Origin of the sequence: Sphingomonas sp. (assembly GCF_035998645.1) — a bacterium.
Lineage (GTDB): Bacteria > Pseudomonadota > Alphaproteobacteria > Sphingomonadales > Sphingomonadaceae > Sphingomonas.
This window is the reverse complement of record NZ_DASYHL010000005.1, coordinates 74,697-98,976: the sequence shown is the minus strand read 5'-3', so window position 1 is coordinate 98,976 and position 24,280 is coordinate 74,697. Positions and strand designations below refer to the sequence as shown.

Sequence of the window (24,280 nt, the reverse complement as noted above, 5' to 3'; positions counted from 1 at the left end):
TCAGAAGAGCTGGCCGTGGACCATCGCGATATGATCGGCGATGGGTCCAAGCGCGAGCGAGGGGAGGAAGGTCAGGCCGCCCAGGATCAGGATGATCCCGACGAGCAGGCCGACCCACAGCGCACCGGTGGTCGGGAACGACCCCGCGGTTTCCGGCGTGTATTTCTTGGCGGCGAGGCTGCCTGCGATCGCGAGCACCGGCACGATCACGAAGAACCGGCCAAGCCACATCGCGACGCCCAGCAGCGCGTTGTAGAAGGGTGTGCCCGAGGTGATCCCGGCAAAGGCGGAGCCGTTGTTCCCGGTCGCCGAGGTGAAGGCGTAGACGATCTCCGTAAAGCCATGCGGCCCTTTGTTCAGCGGCCCCGCCAGCCCATCGGGCAGCACTGCGGCGAGCGCGGAGAAGCCAAGGATCGACAGCGGCAGGATCGCGATGGCGAGCACCGCCAGCTTGACCTCACGGCTTTCGATCTTCTTGCCGACATATTCGGGCGTGCGCCCGACCATCAGGCCGGCGACGAACACGGCGAGGATGGCGAACAGCAGGAAGCCATAGATCCCCGCACCGACGCCGCCGATCACGACCTCACCCAGCTGCATATTGAACAAAGGAATCATGCCGCCGAGCGGGGTGAAGCTGTCGTGCATCGCATTGACTGCGCCGCACGAAGCCGCAGTCGTGACCACCGAGAACAGCGCGCTCGCGGCGATGCCGAAGCGGACTTCCTTGCCCTCCATATTGCCGCCCGGAACGCCGAGCGCGTGGAAATGGGGGTTACCGGCGGCTTCGGCCCAATAGGTGACGCCCGCGCCGACCGTGAACAGGATCAGCATCGCGGTGAGGATCGCCCAGCCCTGCCGCGTGTTGCCCACGGCCTTGCCGAAGGTCCAGGTCAGCCCCGCGCCGATCGCGAAGATCGACAGCATCTGGACCAGATTGGTCAGCGCATTGGGGTTCTCGAACGGATGCGCGCTGTTGGCGTTGAAGAAACCGCCACCATTGGTGCCGAGCATCTTGATCGCCTCCTGTGAGGCGACCGGACCAAGCGCGATCGACTGCTTCACGCCTTCCAGCCCCGTCGCATCGACCAGGCTGGCAAAGGTCTGCGGCACGCCATTGGCGACAAGGAACAGCGCATAGATGATGCACAGCGGCAGCAGCAGGTAGAGCGTCACGCGGGTGACATCGGCCCAGAAATTGCCGAGCCCGCTCACCTGACGCCGCGCAAAGCCGCGGAACAGTGCAAAGGCGATGGCGATGCCGGTCGCTGCCGACAGGAAGTTGTGGATCGTCAGCCCCAGCATCTGGCTGAGGTTCGACAGCGCGACCTCGCCCGAATACCATTGCCAGTTGGTGTTGGTGGTAAAGCTGATCGCGGTGTTGAACGCGCCATCCGCGCTGATCCCGGCCAACCCGCGCGGGTTCATCGGCAACACGCCCTGAAGCCGCAGCACCGCATAGGTGAACAGCAGCAGCGCGAGGTTGAAGATCAGCAGGTGCAGCGCGTAGCGGCGCCAGCTCTGCTCGACGGTCGGGTCGATCCCGGCGAGCTTGTAGAAGCCGCGCTCGACCGGCCCGAGCACCGCGTGCAGCGGCGTGCGGCGGCCTTCATAGAGTGCGAAGAGCCACAGCCCGATCGGCTTGGCGAGCGCCGCGACCAGCGCGACGAAGAGGAGGATCAACCCCCATCCCTGGACGGTCATAGGATCAAGACTTTCAGAACTTCTCGGGCCGGACGAGCACGGCGGCGAGGTAGATGAGGAGCGCGAGCGCGGTGATGCCGGCAAGGGTCAGGTGCAGGCTCATCTCAGGCCTCGTCGCACAGGCGCAGATAGGCGAGCGTCGCGAGGAACAGGCCGCCGAGAATGGCGAGCCAGATCACGTCAGACATGAGGGAAGACATGGGGGGCGGACTCCGAATGGTTTCGGAGGGTCAACTAGGCGCGAACCCCATTAAGGTTCGCCGGTGAATGCGGGCGCGGGGCATTAAGAAAGCATATAGATTGCGATGGCCGCTGGACTTTCGGCCCGGCTTCCCCAACCCCGTTTGCCCTGAGCCTGTCGAAGGGCTGTTCCACACACTGTGTGGGACGGGGCTTCGACAGGTTCAGCCCAAACGGACGATCTGGTTGACGATGACTGACTCGACACGCCCCTCCCCCGACGCCCTGTTGCGCGCCGCGAAGCGCGAACAACGCGGGCGCCTCAAAATCTTCCTCGGCGCCGCACCCGGCGTCGGCAAGACGTTCGAGATGCTGCGCGAGGGCGCCGAACGGCTGCGCGCCGGAAGCGATGTCGTGGTCGCGGTAGTCGAAACCCATGGCCGCGCGGAAACGCAGGCGCTGGTCGCCCCGTTCGAGGTGATCGCCCGCCGCGCCCTGCCCTATCGCGGGCATGAACTGGAAGAAATGGACCTCGACGCGGTGCTGGCCCGACGCCCGCAGCTCGCTTTGGTGGACGAGTTCGCCCACACCAATGTCGAGGGCAGCCGCCATCCCAAGCGCTGGCAGGACGTGATGGAGCTGCTCGACGCGGGGATCGATGTCTACACGACGCTCAACGTCCAGCATGTCGAAAGCCTCAACGACGTCGTCTCAAGCTTCACCAAGGTCCGCGTGCGTGAGACGGTGCCCGACAGCGTGTTCGACGGCGCCGAGATCGAGGTCGTCGACCTGCCTCCCGATGAGCTGATCGAGCGGCTGAAGGAGGGCAAGGTCTATATCCCCGCCGAAGCCTCCCGCGCGCTTGGCCATTTCTTCTCCAAGCCCAACCTGTCCGCGCTGCGCGAGATGGCGCTGCGCCGCGCCGCGCTGAGCGTCGATCAGGCGTTGATCGAGCATCTCGACGCCAGCGCGCTGCCCGGCACCTTTGCCGGGGGTGAGCGGGTGCTGGTCGCGATCAGCGAGCTGCCCGGTTCGGACGCGCTGGTCCGCGCCGCCAAGCGGCTCGCCGATGCGCTGCGCGCGCCATGGCAGGCGGTGTACATCGAGACGCCGCGCGCGGAGCAGTTCAGCGAGAGCGACAAGCGCCGCATCGCCGACGCGCTCAGCCTCGCGGCAAGCCTTGGCGCGACCATCGCGACGGTGCCTGCGGCCAGCGTGATCGAGGGGCTGGCGACGCACGTCCAGGGGATGCGCGCGACCCAGCTGGTGATCGGCAAGTCGGTGCGCAGCTGGTGGTTCGCGCTGCGCCACGGGTCGGTGGTCGATGCGATGCTGCGATCGAGCGCAGGCCTCGCGGTGCATGTCATCCCCGCGACCGAGCCGGGCGTACGCGCGACAGCGCGGACGGCGCGCAAGGGGCTGTGGGGAGATCCCGGTGCCTATGCCGCGATCGTCGCAATGGTCGCCGCGACCACCCTGTTCGGAAAGCTGGTCGAACCCTGGATCGGGCTCGGCGGGGTCGACCTGATCTTCCTGTTGCCCGTGATTGTGGCGTCGGGCCGGTTCGGGTTGCGACCGGGGCTGGTCACCGGGCTGCTCGCGGGTCTTGCCTATAATTTCTTTTTCCTGCCCCCGCTCCACACCTTCACCATCGCCGACCCGCAAAGTCTGCTGACGATGTTCGTGCTGATCGGCATCGCCGCATTCACCGCGAACCTCGCCGCCAAGCTCAAGGCTCGGGCGACGCTGGGCGCACGCGGTGCGCAGGAAAATGCCGCCATCGCCGCCTTCGGTCAGGCGCTGGCGCGCGCCTCGGACTGGGAATCGACCAGCCGGATCATCTGCGAAGAAGTCTCGCAGCTGCTCGACGTCAACGTCCTGCTGCTCAACCGCCGCGATGCCGCGCTCGTCACCGTAGCCAGCTGCCCCACAGCCGAAGGCGAACTAGGGCCGGTCAACGCCGCCGCCGCCGACTGGTCATGGGATCGCGGCGAGTCGGCGGGAGTCGGCACCGGCACGCTCAACGCTGCCGACTGGCAGTTCCATCCCCTCAAGACCGCGCTCGGCGTGCTCGCCGTGATCGGCATTGCCCGCACCGACGGACGCGACCCGGTGCGCGCCGACCGTGCGGTGCTGCTCCAGACCTTGCTGGGTCAGGCCGCGCTGGCGCATGAACGGCTGAAGCTGGAGGATGAGGTCCGCGAGGTCACGATCCTCAAGGAACGCGACCGGCTGCGCGCGGCGCTGCTGTCGTCGATCGGGCATGATCTGCGCACGCCGCTCACTTCGGTCGCCACCGCGATCGACGCCATCGCGCTCGACCATCCCGGCGCGCCGAGCCTGCCGATCGCGCGGATGGAACTCGCCCGGCTGCGCCGTTTCCTCGACAATCTTGTCGACATGGTCCGGATCGACGCTGGCGCGCTGGAGCTGCGTCCGGAGCCGATCGACCTGACCGACGCGATCGGCGGCGCGGTTCATGACCTCAAGGACCTGTTCCGCGGCCGCCATATCGACCTGCGCGTCCCGGCCAATTTGCCCTTCGTCACCGCCGATCCGACGCTGTTGCACCATATCCTGATCAACCTGCTGGCCAATGCCGCGCAGCATGGAGGCGAAACGGGCACGATCACGATCGCGGGAACCCGTACTCCCGACGCGGTCGAGCTGTCGGTGCGCGACGAGGGGCCGGGGCTGGCCGATGGTCAGGAGGCGCGCATCTTTGAGACCTTTGCCCAAGGTCGCGGCAGCGACCGGCATGGTGGCAGCGGGCTGGGTCTGGCGATCGTCAAGGGCTTTGCCGAGGCGATGGGGATCGCGGCGGTCGCACGCAACCATGCCGAGGGTGGCGCGATGTTCACCCTGCGCTTTCCGCAGCGGCTGCTCCCGGATTGAGCACGCGCTTCCACCCCTAGCCCGGCACGCGTCATAAACGCCGAAGCCGCCCCGTCCTGCTGACAGGACGGAGCGGCGCGCGGGATACCGTTGTTGCGGCTCTGCGCAGATTTAGCTGCGGAAGAAGGCGAGCAGATCGGGGTTGATGATCTCCGGATGCGTCTGCGCCATGCCATGGGGCAGGCCCTCATAGGCCTTCAGCGTGCCATGCTTCAGCAGCTCGACCGCCTTGGGTCCGTGATTGGCGAAGGGCACGATCTGATCATCCAGGCCGTGCATCACCAGAACCGGCACGTCGATCGCCTTGAGATCTTCCGTGAAGTCCGTTTCCGAAAACGCGGTAATGCAGTCATATTGTGCCTTCGCAGCGCCGGCCAGCCCCTGACGCGACCAGTTGTCGATCAGGCCCTGGCTGACCTTGGCACCATCGCGGTTGAAGCCGAAGAACGGCCCGCTCGCAATCCCGCGATAGAATTCCGCGCGATTGGCGATCAGCTGGGCGCGAAAGCCGTCGAACACTTCGGCCGGAACGCCGTCCGGGTGCGCGTCCGACTTCACCATCACTGGCGGCACCGCGCCGACCAGCACCGCCTTGGCAACCCGGCCCGGCTCGGCGCGGGCGACGTAGCGGGCAACCTCACCGCCGCCAGTCGAGTGACCGACATGGATCGCGTCCTTGAGGTCGAGCGCGGCCACCAGTTCTGCAACATCGGCGGCATAGGTGTCCATCTCATTCCCGCTGTCGGTCTGGCTCGAGCGCCCATGCCCGCGCCGGTCATGGGCGATCACGCGATAGCCCTCGCCGAGGAAGTAGAGCATCTGGTTGTCCCAGTCGTCGCCCGACAGCGGCCAGCCGTGATGGAAGACGATCGGCTGCGCGTCCTTGCTGCCCCAGTCCTTGTAGAAGATTTCGGTGCCGTCCTTCGTGGTGATCGTCGCCATGATAAGTCTCCCTGGTTCAAGCGGCAGGAGCGCCGCTGCTGAATGTCTTCTAACCGATGCCGGGTCGCGGCACGCTTGGCGGAAGTGACAGAATTGAGGTCAAAACCGACAAGCGACGGGCCGGACGCGGCGGATCGCGCCCGGCCACCCGCTCAGTTTCCGCTCGCCTTGGCCTGCTCGCCGCCCTGACGGGTCGCCTGCGCCGCGCGGACGATCACGTCCGACACCGCCTGTGCCTGCGTCACGAACAGCGCGTGGCTGCCGGGTACCTGCGTGATGTCCGCCTTCATCCGCCGCGCCATGTGCAGCAGCATGCCGTCGCCGAACGCCCTGTCCTCCCGCGCGATGACCGCCCAGCTGGGCTTGCTCCGCCATGCGGCCATGCTCACCGGGGTGGAGAATGCCGCCATGCTGATCGGCACCTGCGAGTCGCGCATGAACGCTGCGTCCCGGTCGCTGGTGTCGGCGGCGAACGCGGCCTTGAACTTCGCATCGCTGATGAAGCCGAAGCCGTCGCTGCGGGTATCGAGCACGAAGTCGGGCGCGGTCGGGAAGCCCTCATATTGCTTGGCCGTGGTCTCGCCGCTGTCGGGCGCCAGCGCCGAGACATAGACCAGCCCCGCCACCTTGGGGTGATTGCCGGCTTCGGTGATGACCGTGCCACCCCAGCTATGCCCGACCAGAATGACGCGCCCCGGCTGACGCTCGATCACCCGCTTGGTCGCATCGACATCGTCCTTGAGCGAGGTCAGCGGGTTCTGGACGATCGCGACGCGATAGCCCTTGGCGGTCAGCCGGTCGTAAACACCGCGCCAGCCCGATCCATCCGCGAAAGCGCCATGGACCAGAACGACGCTGGTCGTGGCCTCGCGCGCCTCGGCGGTCTGGACAGTTTGGGCGGTGGCCGTGCCAGTGATCGCAATCGCCGCGGCGGCACCGAGTGCAACGTTCCGAATCGTGCGTGTCATGATAGTCTCCCGTTCGTCGTCGATCCGGCGGGGTGCCGGCGATGAAGGCAAGCTACCGGTGTCGCGGCTTCGGCACGCTTGGGGGAATCGACAGAATGCGGGACAAAACCGACAAAGGCGCGTCGAGCCGGATCGTCGCGGAGGTCGCGCTGGCGATCTATCCCGAGTGCCAGCTTTCCGCGATCTATGGCCTCACCGATCTGTTCCGCCTCGCCGTCACCGCGGCGGAGATGGCCGGCGAGCACAATTCACCGGTGGTCCGCGTCAGCCACTGGCAGGAGACGGGCGACGGCGTCACCTGCACCTATGACAGCCACCCGGGCACACCGCACCGCATCGCCTACATCATCACGCCACCGAGCCTGATCATGCCAAACGACCTGCCGGCAATGCACGCGCTGGCCACGTGGATGACGCGCAGCCATGACGAGGGGACGATCCTGTGCTCGGTTTGCGCCGGCGCCTTCGTGCTGGCCGAGACCGGGCTGCTCGAAGGGCGGGAGGTGACGACGCACTGGGCATTCGCCGACTCGCTCGGCGCCCGCTTTCCCGATCTCACGGTCAATGCCGACCGCATCATCGTCGACGATGGAGATATCATCACCGCCGGCGGGATCCTCGCCTGGACCGACCTTGGCCTGACATTGGTGCAGCGGCTGCTCGGTGCCAGCGCGATGCTCAAGACCGCGCGCTTCCTGCTGATCGATCCGCCGCGCCAGGCGCAGCGCCCCTATAGCAGCTTCATTCCAAAGCTCGATCACGGCGACGCCGCGATCCGCTCGGTTCAGCACTGGGTTCAGGCCAACGCCACTGCGGATTGTTCGGTGACGATCCTCGCCGCGCACGCCAACCTTGAAGAACGCACCTTTCTGCGGCGGTTCAAGGCCGCGACCGGACTTCGCCCGACCGAATATGTGCAACAGATCCGCATCGCCCGCGCGCGCGAGGCGCTTGAGCTGACGCGCCGACCGGTCGAGCAGATCGCGTGGGAAATCGGTTATGGCGACCCGTCCGCATTCCGCAAGCTGTTCAACCGCGTCACGGGGCTCCCGCCAGCCGAGTATCGGCGCCGCTTTGGCGTGACGCTCCAGCCCGGGCCGGAAGCGGCACCGGCATTGGCTTGACCGGCTATGTTCGCGACGCATTTGATCCGATAGGCGGAGCCATGAGCTTGAACAGACTTTGGCTGCCAATGCTGTGTGCGCTGCTGACCGTGGCGCCCGCCGCCGTCGCGCAATCCGTCCAGACGCGCGGGGAAGCGCTGGCGCAGGATGCCCAGGAATATGCCCGCATTTATGGCGTGCCCCTGACCGAGGCGATCCGGCGCCTCGCCGCCCAGCACGACAGCGTCGCGGCGATCGACGCTATCGCGGAACGCTACCGCGATCGCCTCGCCGGCATTTCTATCCAGCATCGCCCCGACTATCGCTTCATCGTCTATCTGACCGGCACTGCCCCGGTCCCGCTGCGCTGGGTCGAAGCCGGGGGGATGCGGGTCCCCGTGCAGTTTCGCACCGGGGCAAAGGCCAGCCGCGAGCGCGTGGTGTGGGCGCTGACCAACCATCAGGCGGCGATCCGGGCGGCGGTGCAAAGCAATCCGTCGATGGGCGTCGATCCGCGCACCGGCGAACTGGTCGTGATCGCGGGCAGCACCGCGGTGGCCAAGGCGGGCGGCGCTGCGGCGCTTGATGCACGGCTGACGCAATTGACCGGCGTGCCGGTTCAGGTCCGCGCACTCGATCAGGTCGACCGCAATCTCGGGCCGCAGGGCGGTGGAAGGCTCGACGGAACCGACCCGGCGAGCGGCAAGCGCTACCGCTGCACCAGCGGCTTTCTCGTCACCGACGGCGCGCGCACCGGTATCACGACAGCGGCGCATTGCCTCGACGATCTAAGCTATTTCGACCCCCAGCGCCGCGCCACCCCGCTCAGCTTTGTCGGGCAATGGGGCTGGGGCTATCACGACGTCCAGATCCACGCCGGTCCCGCCCCTGCACGCCCGCTGTTTTTCGCCGATACCGCGCGCACGATCCAGCGCCCGGTCGAAGGCCAGCGCAGCAAGTCGAGCACGCGCGCCGGAGACTTTGTGTGCCATCGCGGGGAATCGACCGGCTATAGCTGCGCCGAAGTGACACTGCTCGACTTCGCCCCGGCGGGCGAATTGTGCGGCGGTTTCTGCCTGCCGACCTGGGTCGCGGTGTCAGGCCCGACCTGTAAACAGGGCGACAGCGGCGGACCGGTGTTCAGCGGCACCACGGCGCTGGGCATCGTCAAGGGCGCGACCTTCCGTCCGGATGGCTCCTGCGCCTTCTATTTCTACATGTCGCTCGATTATCTGCCGACGCCCTGGTCGCTGCTGGTCGATATGCCGCGTTAACGCGCTGGCGACGCTCTACCTGCGCGCCGCGGCCGTCCTGCAAATCGCTGCGCCTGCCGATCGAGCAGCGCCCGTGCGCCTGCGTTATCGACCGGCTCACCGAACAGATACCCCTGCCCTTCGGCACACCCGACTTCGCGCAGGATCGCCAGCGTCGCCTCGCTCTCGATGCCCTCGGCGACCACCGACAGGTCCAGGTTCGACGCCAGCTGGATCATCGACACCGCCATCCGCCGAACCTCCGGGTCATGTTCCAGATCGGTGATGAACGAGCGATCGATCTTCACATTGTCGAACGGCAGGATGCGCAGATGCTGGATCGAGGAATAGCCGGTGCCGAAATCGTCGAGCGCCAGCAACACGCCCTGATTCTTCAGGCTTTCGACCACCGTTTTGGCGTGTTCCGGCTCGGAGATCAGTGCGTTCTCCGTAATCTCCAGCTTCAGGCGGCGCGGCGGCAATCCGGCGCGCGTCAGCACGCTCAGGATCTTCTCGCTCAACCAGCGATCCTTGAGCTGGGTCGGCGACACGTTGATCGACAGGATCAGGTCGTTGCCCCAGGCCCGCGCATCCTCGCACGCCTGCTCGAGCAGCATGAGCATCAGGTCGCCCACCAGCCCACATTCTTCCGCGATCGGGATGAACTCGCATGGGCCCACATCACGGCCATCGGCGCGGTGCCAGCGCGCCAGCATCTCGAACCCGGTAATCTGCTGCGACTGCAGGTCGACGATTGGCTGGTAGTAAGGACGGAAGGCACAACCCAGCAGGTCGCGCCGAAACTCCTGCTCCAGCGCCGAGCGCCGCACGATCTCCGCGTCCATCGCCGGCTGAAACAACTGATATTGCGACCGCCCACGCGCCTTGGCCTGATAAAGCGCGATATCTGCGCGCCGCATCAGCGTCTCGCTGTCGATCGCATCGAACGGGAACAGCGAAATCCCGACGCTGCCACCGATATGGTGAACCAGCCCGTCGATCCGGAACGGAGTGGCGAGCGCATCGACGATTCGCCCGGCCAGGGTTTGCGGCGCGGTCGGATCCGCGCCCGCGATCTCCAGCGTGATCGCGAACTCGTCACCGCCCAGCCGATACGCGGTGCCTGAGCCGCCAACGATCCGGGTCAGGCATTCGGCCACCGCGACCAGCAGGCGATCTCCGGTCAAATGGCCATGGACGTCGTTGACGTCCTTGAACAGGTCCAGATCGATGGCGATGAGCGCCATTGCGCGGTCGGAGCCAAGGAAGCGCAGACTATCGAGATGCTCGCTGAGCGCCCGACGGTTGGGCAAGCCGGTCAGCGCATCTGCATAGGCAAGCTGTTGCGCATCACGCTCGGCCTGCCGGGCGCGGGATTGCTCGACCAGCATCTCGGACCGGGAATTGAGGACGTCGATGAAGCTTTGATGATAGCGGTTGAGCATCCGACCGATCAGCGCGGAGACAAACGCGAAATTCGCACCGACTCCCACAAGATACCAGTCGCCGGAGACCAACAGCCGGACCGTCACCGGAAGCGCCCCCACGAGCAAGATCATCCGCGCGGCGGCAGGCAGCGTCTGCAGGCAGTAGCAGCAGCCGATCGCTCCGACGAAGATGTAGAGCGCAATCGCAAAGCTCTGGGACGGGTTTGCAAACTCGAGCAGGATCAGGCCCCAGCCGCCAAAGGCAGCACTGAGCACAGCGGCAAACATGGTGGTCACGCGCAGATAACGGCGGATGCGCGCAATCTTCGGGTAACCCGGCTTGCGGCGCAGCCACACCAGCGCCCGGGCGATGGCCATGCAGGACAGCAGAATGGGGGCGCCGACGCTGAGCGCCAGCGGCACCTGTTTGAAGATCGCAAAGCCAAGAAACGCCGCATTGACGATCATCAGCGCATACATGAACGGAACCTGGCCACGCAGCGCGCTGTACTGGACGAGCACGAGTGACCGCGAACTGCGCGGGCCTTGGAGCCGTCTCCTCAATCGACGAAAAGTCATCCCAAGCCCACCTGCACCGACTTCAGCATGGCCCAGTCAATCGCGACTTCGCTCCTCTGCATGACGGCAAAGGGGCCAGATGATCCGTTATAGAGGGAAACCGCGTGGTTAGGGCGCGATGCGGGCGATCACGACGCAAACGCGCTCAGGCGGCCGAACTGCGGATCAGGTCGATCAGCCAGCGCAGCCCCGGATCGTTGCTGCGCGTCACATGATATTGCGCCATCTCCACCAGCGGCGGGATCGGCAGCGGCGGTGCGACGGCGACCAGCGGGAAGTTGCGCGCCAGCTGTGCCGCAAGCCGCCCCTGGATCAGCGCGAGCCAGTCGGTGTCCTGAAGCAACCACGGCAGCATCCCGAAATTGGGCGCGATCATCGCAATGCGGCGCTGGATTCCCATGCGGTCCAGATAGGCGTCACCAAAACTCGGCAGCCGCTCGTCCCCGATCGCGACATGGACATGAGCATGGTCGAGCATCGCCGCCAGCGTCGGCGTGCCCGTCAGCGCCGGATGGCCTGAACGACCGACAAGGCAATAAGCGTCCTCGAACAATCGTTCCGACGGCAATTCGGGCGTCACATATTCCTGTAGCGTGATCAGCAGGTCGATCCCGCCGCTTTCAAGCAGCTCGATCCGCCGCGGACTGGGTAGCAACAGCTCGATCCGCACGCCCGGCGCGGTGTCCGCGAGGCGGGTGACGATCGGGAACAGGATCGATGTCGCGATATAGTCGGACGTCATGATCCGGAACGTCCGGTTGGTCGTCGCCGGGTCGAAATGGCGCGATGTCGCGATCACCCCCTCCATCGTCTCCAGCGCCTGTCGCACCTGCGGCAACAGCGTTTCGGCGAAGGGCGTCGGATACATGCGCTTGTTGCGCGCGATCAGCAGGTCGTCGCCGAAATAGGCACGCAGTCGGGCTAGCGCATTGCTCATCGCCGGCTGGCTGAGGTTCAGTCGCTCCGCCGCGCGCGACACGCTGCGGTCGCTCATCAGCGCCTCGAACGCGACGATCAGGTTCAGATCCAGTCCCTTGAAGCGCATCGCCCATCCATTCGCTGCATGAATGTTTATGGATCAAAACAATCACTTTTTCAATGGCGACCCGCGCGCCTAGATCGGACCCAACACATGCTGGAGCAGGATGAATGAGCAAGGTAAGCGAAATCCGCTATGTCGGATATGCGGTCACGGCGCTGGAAGAAGAACGCGCCTTCTACGCCGATGTCTGGGGGCTGGAATCGGTCCCGTCGGACGACGGCATGGTCTATTTCAAGGCACAGGGGCATGACGAGCATCATGTCGTCCGGCTGCGCGCGGCAGACACCAAGCGGATCGACGTAATCGCGCTGGCGGCGGATAACCGCGCCGATGTCGACGCGCTCCACACCAAGGTGCAGGACGCCGGGTGCCAGATCATCCACGCCCCGCGTGACCTGACCGCGCCGGGCGGCGGCTACGGCTTCCGCTTCTTCTCGCCCGACGGCCTCCCGTTCGAGATTTCGAGCGATGTCGCGCGCGGACCGAGCCGTGAGATGGTCCGCTGGGACGGCGTGCCGCAGAAGATCAGCCACATCGTGCTGCACTCGCCCGATCATCAGGCGATGGTGAAGTTCTTCGTCGATGTGCTGGGGTTCCGCGTCAGCGACTGGCTGGGCGATTTCATGTGCTTCCTGCGCTGCAACAGCGCGCATCACCGCATCGCGCTCCTGCCCGGACCGGCCTGCCTCAACCATGTCGCCTATGACATGCTGACCGTCGACGACATGATGCGCGGGATCAGCCGGCTGCGCAAAAAGGGCACCGACATCCGCTGGGGCCCGGGGCGGCACACGGCTGGCAACAACACCTTCAGCTACTTCACCACGCCGAGCGGCTTTGCGGTCGAGTACACGTCGGAGCTGGAAGAGGTCGATTTCGAGAACCATGTCGATCAGGTCCATGTTCCCGGACCGCAGGTAATGGACCAGTGGGGCGTCGGCGTCGGCGGCCCGCAGACCATGCCGCATCCCGAGGCCGATGCCGGCCTGTTCCAGGCAGCAGAGGCTTAAGTCATGGCATTGTTTGAATATTTCCCGAACTACATCTGGAACCTCTCGGTCGCGATCGCGCTGGAGAGCGGCGGACGCATCGGCGAGATCGTCGATATGTGCCAGCCGATCAAGGACGCCGCTGCGTCGGGTTCGGACGCCGGCACGCCGCAGTTCATGGCCAAATGGGTCGAGATGGGCGACAAGCTGATCGGCCTGGCGGATGAAGATGAGGCCGCAGGTCGCGGCTTCTCCGCCTCCGACAAACTCGAGCGCGCCTCGCTCTACCTGCTCGTTGCCGAGCGGATGCAGGGCCATGGCCATCCGGGTCGCGAGGAAACCTATGCCCGCGCACTCGACACCTTCGCGCGTTCGACGCGCCTCGGCTCGATCAATCGTGAGCGCGTGGAAATCCCGCTCAGCACCGGCACCATGCCCGCGCTCTACACCCGCGCCGAAGGGCCGGGGCCGCATCCCGTGGTCGTCTATTGCAACGGCCTCGATAGCTGCAAGGAGTTGCTCTACTGGTCGCACCTGCCCGAGGCTTTGGCCAAGCGCGGTATCTCCACGCTGTGCGTCGATCAGCCGGGCACTGGTGAGGCGCTGCGCCTGCAGAACCTGCCCGTCGATCCCCACAGCGAGAACTGGGCGAGCAAGGCGATCGACTGGCTCGAAACCCAACCCGACGTCGATCCCAAGCGGATCGGCATGACCGGCATCTCGCTCGGCGGCCATTTCGCCCCGCGCGCAGTCGCCTATGAACCGCGTTTCGCCAGCGGCGCGTGCTGGGGTGCGAACCATAATTGGGCCGAGGTGCAGCAAAAGCGCCTGAAGCGCGAAGGGGAGAATCCCGTCCCGCACTATTGGGCGCACGTGATCTGGGCGTTTGGCGCGAAGGACATGGACGACTTCCTCGCCAAGGCGGAGGACATGAATCTCAACGGCCATATGGGCGGCGTGAAGGTCCCCTTCCTCGTCACCCATGGCGCCAAGGACCGGCAGATCAGCGTGGATTATGCGCAGGATTGCTATGACCAGCTGATCAACTCGCCGCGCCGCGAACTCAAGCTGTTCACCGAGCGCGAGGGCGGGGTCGAGCATGTCGGTGCCGACAATATGAGCTTTGGCCGCGACTATATCGCCGACTGGTTCGCCGACACGCTGGGCGGGAAGCTGTCCTGATGCGGCTCGCAACGCTGCGGCGCGGCGGGCGCGACGGGACGTTGGTGGCGGTCAGCCGCGACGGCGCGCGCGTCGCGCCGGTCGCGGGCTATGCCACGCTTCAGGCTGTACTCGACGATTGGGATGCGGCACAGGGCGCGCTGACTGCTGCGGTCGAAGCGGCGGAGAGCGGTGAGGCGGTCCAGCCGGACGACTTCGCCGCACCGCTGCCGCGCGCATGGCAGTGGCTCGACGGATCGGCCTTCGCCAACCATGGCGCGCTGATGCAGCTCGCCTTTGGCCACGCGCCGATCGAAACCGACCTGCCACTCATGTATCAGGGGATGAGCCACGAATTCATCGCGCCGACCGCCGACGTGCCGCTGCCCAGCGAAGCCGATGGGATCGATTTCGAGGGTGAGTTCGGCGTCATCACCGGCGACGTGCCGATGGGCTGCTCGGCCGACGCGGCGCTGGCCTATGTGCGGCTGGTCGTGCTGATCAACGACTGGTCGCTGCGCGCGATTGCGATTCCCGAGATGAAGACCGGCTTTGGCTGGGTGCAGGCCAAGCCGGCATGCAGCGTTGCGCCGTTCGCAGTCACGCCCGACGCGCTGGGCGACGCCTGGCGCGACGGCCGAGTCCACCTGCCGCTGACGGTCGAGGTCGATGGCACCTGGTTCGGCAGCCCGAATGGCGCGGCAATGGGCTATGGCTTTCACGAGCTGATTGCGCATGCCGCCCGCACCCGCTCGCTGCCCGCCGGCACGATCATCGGATCGGGTACCGTGTCGAACGCAGAGCATGAAACGGTCGGATCGACCTGTATGTCCGAACGCCGCGCGATCGAGATGATCGCCCATGGCGCGCCACAAACCCCGTTCCTGTCGTTCGGCAGCCGCGTGGCGATGCGGGCGGGCGGCGATACGTCGCCCTTCGGCGCGATCGATCAGCGCGTAGTGAAGGGGTAACTCCTATCCTGTGAACTCCCCTCCCTGAAAGGGAGGGGCAGGGGGTGGGTTTAGCGGCCAGCGAGGCTCGATGCCTCGCTGGCCGCTTTTTGTCGCGCTGTCTGTTCGAGTCTGTTCGGCGCGCAGACGCGCGCACCCACCCCCGTCCCCTCCCTTTCCGGGAGGGGAGAGTTGCCCTAACTCCCGTCCGAAATCAGCGTCCCGCCATCGACCACGATCGTCTGGCCGGTGGTAAAACCGCCCGCGTCGCTGGCGAGGTAAAGCGCGGTCGCCGCAACCTCGTCAGGCGACCCCGCGCGGCGGAGCGGGGTCATCCCCAGCCGCCGCGCGGCGCGTTCCGGGCTCGACAGGATAGCGCCCGCCCAGTCGGTCTCGATCAGCCCCGGCGCAATCGCGTTGGCGCGCACACCGGACGGCCCCCATTCGACCGCAAGGTTGCGCGCAAGCTGCGCCAGCGCCGCCTTGGTCATCCCGTAATGCCCCAGCATCGCATTGCCGCGCAGTCCCGCGATGCTCGACAGCAGGACGATACTCCCCTGCCCCCGCGCCGCCATCGCCGGCGCGATATGCCCGGTCAGCCGCAGCGGGTGGAGCAGGTTGATCGCATAAAGCCGCTCGCGCTCCGCCTCGTCCATCGCGTGCATCGGCGATGCCTGCCCCGCAATCCCGGCGTTGCACACGAGCATGTCGATGCCGCCGGTCTGCGCCTCGGCCTGCTCCGCCAGCTTCGCCAACGCGGCCGCGTCGCCGACATCGGTCGGGATCGAGATGCCGCCCAGCTCTTCGGCGAGCGCATCGCACGCCGCCGCATCAACATCGGCCAGCACCAGCCGCGCCCCCGCCCCTGCGAATAGCCGCGCGATCGCCAACCCGATCCCGCGCACCGGTCCGGTAATCAGCGCCGTCCGCCCGTCGAGGCGGAAGGCCGACAGGGCGTCAGAGGTCGGCAATCACCGTCTCCACCAGCTGCGCCACGCTTCCGTCATGTCGAAAGCCAAGCGCATCGGCGCGCGCGGTGGCCAGGTCGGGATAGCTCCCGAACGTCGCGCGCGTCGCCGGGATCTCCTCGAAGCGGATACCCGACACATCGCCATGGCGCGCCAGTTCCGCCACCAGATCGGAGATCGTCACGCGCAGCGCGGGAAGCGTCACCGCCTCCTGCGCCGTCCGTTCGCTCAACGCTGCCGCAACCAGATTGGCCGCACAGCAGCGCACCGACATCAGCCAGCTGGTCGCGTCCGCAGCCACCGGCACACACAGCGGCGTTCCGGCCAGCGCGGTGTGGAAGATATCGCTTAGGAACGCCGAACCAAATCCCCCCGCCGCGGCCGGTCGCGCAACGATGCCGGGCAGGCGCAGCGCCATTCCGGACGCCGCGCCGCGCCGAACCGCGTCGCCAAAGGCCAGCTCGATCATGCGCTTGTGCGTGCCATAAACGCTGGCGGGGACCGGAACGGTCGCATCGTCCACCAACGCGGGAAGCGCGCCGCCGAACACCGCAATCGACCCCGCGATTACCAGCCTGCGCCCACGCATCGCCTCGATCAGCGCCAGCGGGACATCGAGATTGATCGCCCGCGACGCTGCGGGATCGCGCTCGGCTGCTCCGCCCGGAAGAGCCGCGAGGTGCAGGACCGCGTCGATGCGCGGCGCCGTCAGCGCGGCGATGACCGCCGGGTCGGTGAGGTCGCCCGCAAGCGTCTCATGCCCGTCGAACCCCGCCACCTCCCGATCGGCGAGCAACAGCTCGACCTGCGGGTGATCGGCCGCAAGCTGGCGCACGACCGCCCGGCCGACGAACCCCGCCGCGCCGGTGATCGCGAGCAACATTACCGCTTGAGCTCAGGCGCGAACTCGCCGTCGATCAGGATGAAGGCGATCCGGCAATTGGCGTCCGAGCGGTTCGACCAGCCATGGTTGGTGCCACGCTGGATCACGATGTCGCCGGCGCGCACGGTCACCTCGCCCTCGTCCATGATCAGGACCAGCTCGCCCTCCAGCACGATGCCGTAATCGATCGTCTCGGTGCGGTGCATCAGCGCATGGCGGCTACCCTCGCCAGAATGCGCCGACGCGTCGCCAGCGCCGACCTCGGCAAAATGCGCCTGTGCCTCTTCGGGCGACATGGTGCGGATCTCGTCATTCTCGGGCGGGATGTCGAGCACGCGGATGCGGGTGCCACCCTTGGGAGGGGCGAGCTTGATGCCCTCCTCATGCGGCTCGCCCGATGCGGCGTCGAGCAGCGCCGGGGTTTGTTGCGTGTTCCAGACTTCGTGGAACATCGGCCCCGACGGCCCGCCGATCTGCTGCACGCGCGGTGCGGCGCCATCCTCCTGGATGATCGCGCGACCGCTCGCGTCATGGCCGGTGACAACGCGGCGAACGGGCTTGGTCATAGTCATGCTCCTTGAGTGACAGGGCTACGGCGCAACAGCGCGACACCCGCGCCGATCGCTGCCGCAGCGGCATAGAAGAGGAAGACGCCCGACAGGCCGCCGAGCACGCCCGACAGCGCAACCGCGACGATCGGTGCGACGAACTGCGCGAGGAAGAACGACCCGGTCCACACGCCCGTCCCGCGCCCGCGCGTCTCAGGCGGAAGGCGACGCAGCACCCAGGCGAGCATCGTCGGGAGCATCAGCCCATTGCCGACCGAGATCACCACGGCGCACGCCGCAGTCAGCGCAAAGCTTGTCGACAGCGCGATCCCGACATAGCCGAGCGCAACCAGCGGCAGGCCGATCGACAGCAAGGTCTCGCCCGACCAGCCCTTGAGCCGCCCGAACAGCATCGATCCGGCCATCACGCCAAGGTTCGCCGCCGCACCCGCCAGCCCGATCGTGGCGGGCGAAGTAACCCCCGTCGCCTCGATCACCGGCCCCAGCTGGACGATCAGCGTGTAGAACAGCATCCCGATGCCAAAGGTGATCGCGACCAGCATCGCGATGCCCTGCGCCTTGCCTGCAGCTGCGGGTGCAGCCGCGGCCGTCTTGGCCGGTTCAAACAGGATCATCGCCGCGGCCAGCGCCACCGGCAACGCCAGCAGATACAGCCAGAACGGCCCGCGCGAGCCCAGTGCCTCGCCCAGCGCGCCGCCCGCCGCGATCAGCACGATCGCGCTGACGCTCGCGGTGGCGATCTGGATCGACACCCAGCGTTCGCGCCGCTCGCCGGTGAAGTAATCGCCGACCAGTGCGGTTGCGACAGTCATGATGATCGCCTCGGTCACCCCCAGCGCGACGCGCGCGGCGAGGATCATGCGCAGATCGTGAAGCAGCAACGGTAGCAGCCCGAACCCGGCATAGCCGACCAGTGCCGCGATCAGCAGCCGCTTGCGCCCAACCTTGTCCGACAGCCAGCCGGCGAGCGGAGAAAACAGCGCGACGCATAAGGCGGGAATCGTCAGCGCCATCGGCACCAGCACCGCCGCGCCCGGCACATCGGCAAATTCGCGCAACAACAGCGGCAACACCGGCACCAGCGCGATGATCGCCATGGTCGGCATCACCGCGGTGAGCATCAGGATCACGCCATGGCGGGTCGTCGCTTGCTGGGTCATGCTGCTATCCTGCGTCAAATCGGTTGCGCGACGACTTCGAACATCTCGTGCGTCGCCTTGGCGTTATCGACCGGCGGCCCCTTGCCGATCTGCCCCATGCAGATCGCAAGGCTCGAGCGCACGATATAGGCGCAGCGATCGAACCGGCGGTTGCGATAGCTGCTCAGCGCGGTCTCGACATCGTCGTGCCGCGCCAGTTCGTCGGCCAGCACCAGGCTGTCCTCGATCGCCATGCCCGCGCCCTGGCCCAGATGCGGTGTGGTCGCGTGCACCGCATCGCCGAGCAGCGCGATGCGCCCGCGATGCCACTCACCCTCGACCATCATTCCTTCGAGCGGACGATAGACGACGCCGGCGTCATCGGTGACCAGCTCCGACAGCTCGCGGATGTACGGCGCGCAATGCGCCATCTTTGACCGCATCAACGCCGCAAGACCTTCGCGCGGATAGCGCGGATTGTCCGGCTCAGGCGTGGTCACATAGATGTACATCAGGTCTTCGGAGATCGGCACCAGCCCCACCCCGGTCGGCCCGTTATACGCCTGAAGCGCATCCAGATCGGCCGGGCGCGGCAGATTGTAGCGCCACACCGCTTGCCCCGTGAATTGCGGCCCGCCAACGTCCGGGAACAGCATCGCGCGCGTCTGCGAGTAAACACCGTCCGCACCGATCACGAGATCGAACCGCGCGCTCTCGCCATTGGACAGCGTGACATCGACGCCGTCGCCATCGTCGTTCAGTTCGGTCGCAGTCACGCCCAGCAGCACCTTCGCGCCGCTGGCGATCGTACTGTCGCCCAGGATCTTGTGCAGCGCCGGGCGGCCGATTCCCATATTCGCGGGATAACCATCGACCAGTCGCGGGGTCGGCACGCGCGCGACCTTGACGCCGGTGGGCGTGAAAATCTCGACCGCGTCGAACCCGACGCCCGACGCCACATATTCGTCGATCAGCCCCAGCTGCGACATCGCGCGGATCACGTTCGATTGCTGGATGATGCCGACGCCATAGACTGACCAGTCGGGATCGCGCTCGATCACCGTGACGTCAAAGCCCTTGGCGCGCAGCGCGATGGCGGCGGTCAGGCCGCCAATGCCGCCGCCGATGACGAGAATAGTGCCGGATTTCATGTTCAGTCTCTCAGAAACGGTCGAGGTCGTTGGCGAGGGTGATCGGCCCGGCAAAGCGCGCGCGGACCTCTGCGATATAGCCCTGGGTGCGGACGGGGTCGGGGGTGCCGCCCGCGAAGTGGGTGATGACCACTGCCTTCACCCCGGCGCGCGCGGCGAGATCGCCGACCGCTTCCGGCGTCAGGTGATGAGTGGACAGATGCTGCTCCAGCTTCTGCTTGGCCGGGGCCGGCATATTCGGCGAATTGCGCGCGACCGTCGCCATCGTCGCGGTCATGTCGATCATCTCGCTGACCAACAGGTCCGCGCCTTTGGCGAGCTTCTCTACCGCCGCGCTCGGCCCGGTGTCGCCGGTATAGACGATCGACCGGCCGGGCAGGTCGAAGCGCAACGACAGCGACTTGTAATTGCGATCCTCGACGCTGCCGGGTGCGAAGTCGTAATGGCTGTTCTGCGCCGCGGTGACGGTCATGCCGTCGACCGCGACCTTGTCGCCATCGTCCAGCTCGATCACCGTGACGGTATCGGCGGGCGGCGCCCAGGGCTGGCCCGGAATGCCATAGCCGACGCGTGCCGCAGGCTGCATCGACGCGACCATGCCCGCGACCAGCTCACGGGTTCCGGGCGGGCCATAGACGGTCAGCTTCTCGGCGACATTGGTCTGGTTGCGCAGCCCCAGCACCGCCGACAGGCCGCCGGTATGATCGGTGTGGAGGTGGCTCAGAAACACGGCGCGCACGCGGGGCAGCTGATAGCCTGCCCTGGTCAGCTGCTGGACCGCGCCGTCCCCGGCATCAATCAGATAGACACGCCCGCCATGCACCAGTGCATTGGCGGGCTGGGACCGGTCGCGGCTCGCCACCGGCCCGCCCATCGTACCGAGTGTGATGAACGCATCGCCCTGGGGCGACGCTTGCTGCGCGGTAGCGGGCGATGCCGCGAGTGCCGCCGCAACCGCCAGCCCCAGAAGCGACGCGCGCATCAGAAGTCGAACCCGACGCGGACGCCATAGGTGCGCGGCGGGCGCAGCGTGCCGACCGGGAAGTCGAGGATCGGGCGCGTACCCGCACGGGCCAGCACGACCTCATCGGTCAAATTGTTGACGAAGCCGGTGACGCTCCACCCCTGCTGGCTGCGCAGCGTGACGAACGCATCGGCCATCACGAACCCGTCCTGCTTCTCCTCAGGGCGGTAGTTCGAGTTCATGAACCGGCTGCTCTCGATATTGGCCCGCGCACCCGCGATGAAATCGAGGTCGCCGGTCAGCTCGAACGTCCGCTCATAACCGACATTGATCGCCCACTCAGGCGAGTTGACCGTCGGCTTGCCCGAACAATCGATGTCGTAGAAGCGCGCGTTGTTGACCCCTGGATTAGCCGCGCGGCTGCCCAGCGTGCGGCAGCCAGTCGTGACCGGCGCCCCGGTCGGCGAGAAGTTCGCCGTGACCAGGCTGTCATACTCGCCCTTCAGATACTGGACGTTGAGGTTGAACAGGTCGTTGCGGCTAGGGGCGAAGCGCGCCTCGAACTCGGCACCATAGATGTGCGACTTGCCCGCATTAACGGTGATCGAGCCCTGCGCGAACAGCCCGTTGCCGGTCGGCACGCCACCGACGAACGTGATCTGCTGGTCCTTATAATCCCAGTAAAACGCCTCGAAATTCAGCTGCAGCTTGTTGTCGAAGAAGCGGTTCTTCGCCCCGACAGTATAGGCGGTCAGCGATTCCGGCTCGAACGTGTTGTTTGGCGGCTGGGCAACGAAGAAGCCACCCGATTTGAAGCCGGTCGCGACATTGGCATAGACCAAAGACGCCGGACCCGCGTCGAACTCGACGCCCGCCTTCCAGGTGAACTTCTCGAAGCTCAGGCTACCCGTGAACGGCGCGCTCAGCGGCGGATTGACCGGGCCGGGCAGGCCGCCTGCGGCGGTCGAGGTCAGCTGCTTCTTGTCCTCACGCGTGTAACGACCGCCCGCGACGAGGCGCAGACTGTCGCTCAGGTCGAAGGTCAACTGGCCGAACGCCGCAACGCTCTCGGTGTTGAGCCGTGGCGAGAAGCGCGTGGTCGAGATATTGCCCTGGCGGAAGAAGTTCAGCGTTTCCTGATTCTCGCCGAAATAGAAGCCGCCGAGGACGTAGCGCAGCCGCCCGTCATCGTTCGACGCCAGCCGCACCTCGACCGAAGTCTGCTCAGCCAGATCGGTGATGTCGCCCGCAAAGCCCGGCAGATAGGTGCGGAAATTGACGTCCGACCGCCGCCAGGCGGGCAGCACGGTCAGCGTACCAAAGCCCAGATCGCCGACGACCGTCGCACTCACCCCGATAAACTCATTGTCGAGAAAGCCGTCGGTGCCAGCAAGCGCGACGCAGCCGCTGGTCACGAAGCCACCCGCACCACCGCAGAAGGGCGGGGCAAAGATCGTCGAGGCGAGCTGGCGGACAGCCGCCTGCGCGCGCGGATCGGAAACGCTGACGCGGTCCTCCAGCGCGGGAACGCTATAGCGCGCCTCGGGCAGCAACACCGCGCCCGAACCCTTGCCATGCTGGTTGTAGTAATCGGCGACCAGCGTCATCGACCAGCGATCCGACGGTTCGATCAGCAGCGACGCGCGCACCGCCTCGCCCTTGTCGTCGTCATAGCCGTCGGAGATATAGCCATCGCGATCGACGATCTGCCCAGCGACGCGCAGCGCGACCGTGTCACCGATCGGCACGTTCAGCGCGAGGAAGCCCTTCTTGCTGTCGTAATTGCCATATTCGAACAGCGCCTCGCCGCCGAACTTGCCGAGGATCGGCTTTTTGGGGAGGACGTTGATCGCGCCGCCAGTGGCGTTGCGGCCATACAGCGTACCCTGCGGCCCCTTGACCACCTCGACCCGCTCCAGGTCGTAGAACACACCGGCGGGTGCGGTCGGGCGGCCGACATAGACGCCGTTGAAGTTGAACGCGACCGCGTTCTCCGAGAACGAGTTCTGCGAATTGGTGCCGACGCCGCGCAGGAAGAAGCTGGTCGTGCCGCCGGTCGGCTGGACCACCAGCGAGGGGACGAGCTTGCCGAGATTGGCGGTTTCGGTGATGCCCGACTGGGCAAGGGCGTCGCCGGTGACGGCGGTCACGGCAACCGCAGCGCGCTGCAGCGACTCCGAACGACGCTGTGCGGTGATGACGATATCCTGGAGCCCTTCGGCTTCCTCGGTCGCGGCCGGCGCGGCGGGCGCGTCCTGCGCCAGCGCGACGGAAGCATGGGCGACGAGGATCGCGGTCCCCGCGAGAAGCAATTTTTTCATCAGACAACCCTCCCTGGACGCAGCCTCAGTGAGCGCGCCTCGAGCGAAGGAGTGACTAAATCCGAAGAATTATCATAACGAATTGTTTCTATGCATCCGCACAAATGAAATTGATGCATTGAGTGCGTGTCATGCGAAGTGTCTCAGCGAGACCCGCGCGCCAGATCGACAAACGCCTTGAACGCCGCCGATGGGTTCTTCCGCCCCGGATAATAAAGGCACAGCGGCGCGAGCGGCGGGGTCCAGTCGTCGAGCACGCGCACCAGCCGCCCGTCGGCGATATCGTCGCGCACATCGGCCTCCATGAAGAACCCGATGCCGACATCCGCCAGCACCGCCATCCGCGCAAGGCTCGCTTCGTCCAGCGTGATCGGCCCCGACACGTCCAGTTGCACCGGCACCCCCTGCTGCTCGAACCGCCAGCGATACAGCCCGCCATTGGGCAGCCGCACACGGATGCAGCGATGGTTGAGCAGATCGGGCGGAACCGCCGGTCGCCCCATCTCCTCGAAATAGCGCGGCGTCGCCACGACGACATGGCGGCGCGGCGGGCTGATCGGGATCGCGATCATGTCACTGGGGACCAGATCCGCGCTGCGCACGCCAAAGTCGAAACCATCGGCAACGATATCGACCAGCCGCCCTTCGGTCACCAGATCGATATGAACCTGGGGGTAGCGGCGCAGATAGGCGAGGATGAGCGGGGCCAAAACCTCCCGCGCGGCGGTCGCGAAGGCGTTGATGCGCAGGATGCCAGACGGGATCGTCTGCTGCGACCGCACCCCGTCCATCGCATCGCGAATGCTCCGCAGCGCCGGTGCCACCTGCTCGACGAACACCCGCCCTGCATCAGTCAGCGCCACGCTGCGCGTCGTACGGTTGAACAGCCGCACGCCAAGATGCCGCTCGATCTTGGCGATGCTGTTGCTGAGCGCCGTCGTCGACATGCCGAGGTCCAGCGCCGCCGCGCGGAACGACCCGCGCCGCGCAATCGCCAGCACCGCGTCCAGCCCGGCGAGCCCGGGGTCAGCCATTATCCCGTGATCTGAAACATCGCATCCCGCTTTATCCCGATTATCGGAACACAGGTCC

General features: G+C 66.3%; 20 protein-coding genes. 6 read left to right on the top strand and 14 right to left on the bottom strand.

Annotated elements, in window-relative coordinates:
* Complete coding sequence (kdpA, locus tag VGN66_RS14195; protein ID WP_327519470.1) at nt 1-1,704, bottom strand: potassium-transporting ATPase subunit KdpA; 1,704 nt, start codon at nt 1,702-1,704, stop codon at nt 1-3.
* Between the two features lie 13 nt (nt 1,705-1,717).
* Nucleotides 1,718-1,807: a potassium-transporting ATPase subunit F gene (locus VGN66_RS14190; RefSeq protein ID WP_224919938.1), complete on the bottom strand. Its 90-nt coding sequence runs from the start codon at nt 1,805-1,807 to the stop codon at nt 1,718-1,720.
* Nucleotides 1,808-2,136: 329 nt separating this feature from the next.
* Between VGN66_RS14190 and VGN66_RS14185 the strand changes: the two genes are divergently transcribed.
* A complete protein-coding gene (locus VGN66_RS14185; protein WP_327519469.1) occupies nt 2,137-4,779 on the top strand; it encodes a sensor histidine kinase KdpD in 2,643 nt (880 codons plus the stop codon).
* 111 nt (nt 4,780-4,890) lie between these two features.
* On the opposite strand, the gene VGN66_RS14180 is transcribed toward VGN66_RS14185, so the two are convergent.
* The gene (locus VGN66_RS14180; RefSeq protein ID WP_327519468.1) at nt 4,891-5,721 is read right to left on the bottom strand and encodes an alpha/beta hydrolase; all 831 of its coding nucleotides are present in this window, start codon (nt 5,719-5,721) and stop codon (nt 4,891-4,893) included.
* A 152-nt stretch (nt 5,722-5,873) separates the two neighbouring features.
* Entirely contained in the window at nt 5,874-6,689 is an 816-nt protein-coding gene (locus tag VGN66_RS14175) for an alpha/beta hydrolase (protein ID WP_327519467.1), read from the bottom strand.
* A 95-nt stretch (nt 6,690-6,784) separates the two neighbouring features.
* On the opposite strand from VGN66_RS14175, the gene VGN66_RS14170 reads away from it, so the two are divergent.
* Both VGN66_RS14170 and VGN66_RS14165 read left to right on the top strand, forming a co-directional pair.
* Complete coding sequence (locus tag VGN66_RS14170; protein WP_327519466.1) at nt 6,785-7,813, top strand: GlxA family transcriptional regulator; 1,029 nt, start codon at nt 6,785-6,787, stop codon at nt 7,811-7,813.
* 68 nt (nt 7,814-7,881) lie between these two features.
* The gene (locus VGN66_RS14165) at nt 7,882-9,066 is read left to right on the top strand and encodes a hypothetical protein (RefSeq protein ID WP_327519465.1); all 1,185 of its coding nucleotides are present in this window, start codon (nt 7,882-7,884) and stop codon (nt 9,064-9,066) included.
* Here VGN66_RS14165 and VGN66_RS14160 read toward each other — a convergent pair.
* Together VGN66_RS14160 and VGN66_RS14155 are read right to left on the bottom strand one after the other, a co-directional pair.
* On the bottom strand, nt 9,063-10,994 hold the full coding sequence (locus tag VGN66_RS14160; protein WP_327519464.1) for a putative bifunctional diguanylate cyclase/phosphodiesterase: 1,932 nt from the start codon (nt 10,992-10,994) through the stop codon (nt 9,063-9,065). The genes VGN66_RS14165 and VGN66_RS14160 overlap by 4 nt on opposite strands.
* A 202-nt stretch (nt 10,995-11,196) precedes the next feature.
* A complete protein-coding gene (locus VGN66_RS14155) occupies nt 11,197-12,096 on the bottom strand; it encodes a LysR family transcriptional regulator (RefSeq protein WP_327519463.1) in 900 nt (299 codons plus the stop codon).
* Between the two features lie 104 nt (nt 12,097-12,200).
* Here VGN66_RS14155 and VGN66_RS14150 point away from each other — a divergent pair, with 104 nt between their 5' ends.
* Genes VGN66_RS14150 through VGN66_RS14140 form a run of 3 tightly spaced genes read left to right on the top strand, consistent with a single transcriptional unit; the run spans nt 12,201 to nt 15,214 of the window.
* Nucleotides 12,201-13,103: a VOC family protein gene (locus tag VGN66_RS14150; RefSeq protein WP_327519462.1), complete on the top strand. Its 903-nt coding sequence runs from the start codon at nt 12,201-12,203 to the stop codon at nt 13,101-13,103.
* A 3-nt stretch (nt 13,104-13,106) separates the two neighbouring features.
* Complete coding sequence (locus tag VGN66_RS14145; protein ID WP_224920381.1) at nt 13,107-14,264, top strand: alpha/beta hydrolase family protein; 1,158 nt, start codon at nt 13,107-13,109, stop codon at nt 14,262-14,264.
* Nucleotides 14,264-15,214 carry a fumarylacetoacetate hydrolase family protein gene (locus VGN66_RS14140; protein WP_327519461.1) on the top strand — a complete coding sequence of 317 codons (951 nt, stop codon included), beginning with the start codon at nt 14,264-14,266 and terminating at the stop codon, nt 15,212-15,214. The genes VGN66_RS14145 and VGN66_RS14140 overlap by 1 nt, the downstream gene beginning before the upstream one ends.
* Nucleotides 15,215-15,390: 176 nt before the next feature.
* Here the strand turns inward: VGN66_RS14140 and VGN66_RS14135 are convergent, their stop codons facing one another.
* The 8 genes from VGN66_RS14135 to VGN66_RS14100 form a co-directional block, all read right to left on the bottom strand.
* A complete protein-coding gene (locus VGN66_RS14135) occupies nt 15,391-16,164 on the bottom strand; it encodes a glucose 1-dehydrogenase (RefSeq protein ID WP_327519460.1) in 774 nt (257 codons plus the stop codon).
* Complete coding sequence (locus tag VGN66_RS14130; protein ID WP_327519459.1) at nt 16,151-17,044, bottom strand: NAD-dependent epimerase/dehydratase family protein; 894 nt, start codon at nt 17,042-17,044, stop codon at nt 16,151-16,153. The genes VGN66_RS14135 and VGN66_RS14130 overlap by 14 nt, the downstream gene beginning before the upstream one ends.
* Nucleotides 17,044-17,610: a cupin domain-containing protein gene (locus tag VGN66_RS14125; protein WP_327519458.1), complete on the bottom strand. Its 567-nt coding sequence runs from the start codon at nt 17,608-17,610 to the stop codon at nt 17,044-17,046. The genes VGN66_RS14130 and VGN66_RS14125 overlap by 1 nt, the downstream gene beginning before the upstream one ends.
* A gap of 2 nt (nt 17,611-17,612) precedes the next feature.
* The gene (locus VGN66_RS14120) at nt 17,613-18,773 is read right to left on the bottom strand and encodes an MFS transporter (protein WP_327519457.1); all 1,161 of its coding nucleotides are present in this window, start codon (nt 18,771-18,773) and stop codon (nt 17,613-17,615) included.
* Nucleotides 18,774-18,787: 14 nt separating this feature from the next.
* Complete coding sequence (locus VGN66_RS14115; RefSeq protein ID WP_327519456.1) at nt 18,788-19,903, bottom strand: FAD-dependent oxidoreductase; 1,116 nt, start codon at nt 19,901-19,903, stop codon at nt 18,788-18,790.
* Nucleotides 19,904-19,913: 10 nt separating this feature from the next.
* Complete coding sequence (locus tag VGN66_RS14110) at nt 19,914-20,885, bottom strand: MBL fold metallo-hydrolase (protein WP_327519455.1); 972 nt, start codon at nt 20,883-20,885, stop codon at nt 19,914-19,916.
* On the bottom strand, nt 20,885-23,188 hold the full coding sequence (locus VGN66_RS14105) for a TonB-dependent receptor (RefSeq protein WP_327519454.1): 2,304 nt from the start codon (nt 23,186-23,188) through the stop codon (nt 20,885-20,887). Before VGN66_RS14105 ends, VGN66_RS14110 begins: the two co-directional genes overlap by 1 nt.
* Before the next feature lie 143 nt (nt 23,189-23,331).
* Nucleotides 23,332-24,222 carry a LysR family transcriptional regulator gene (locus tag VGN66_RS14100; RefSeq protein ID WP_327519453.1) on the bottom strand — a complete coding sequence of 297 codons (891 nt, stop codon included), beginning with the start codon at nt 24,220-24,222 and terminating at the stop codon, nt 23,332-23,334.
* Nucleotides 24,223-24,280: the final 58 nt, after the last annotated feature.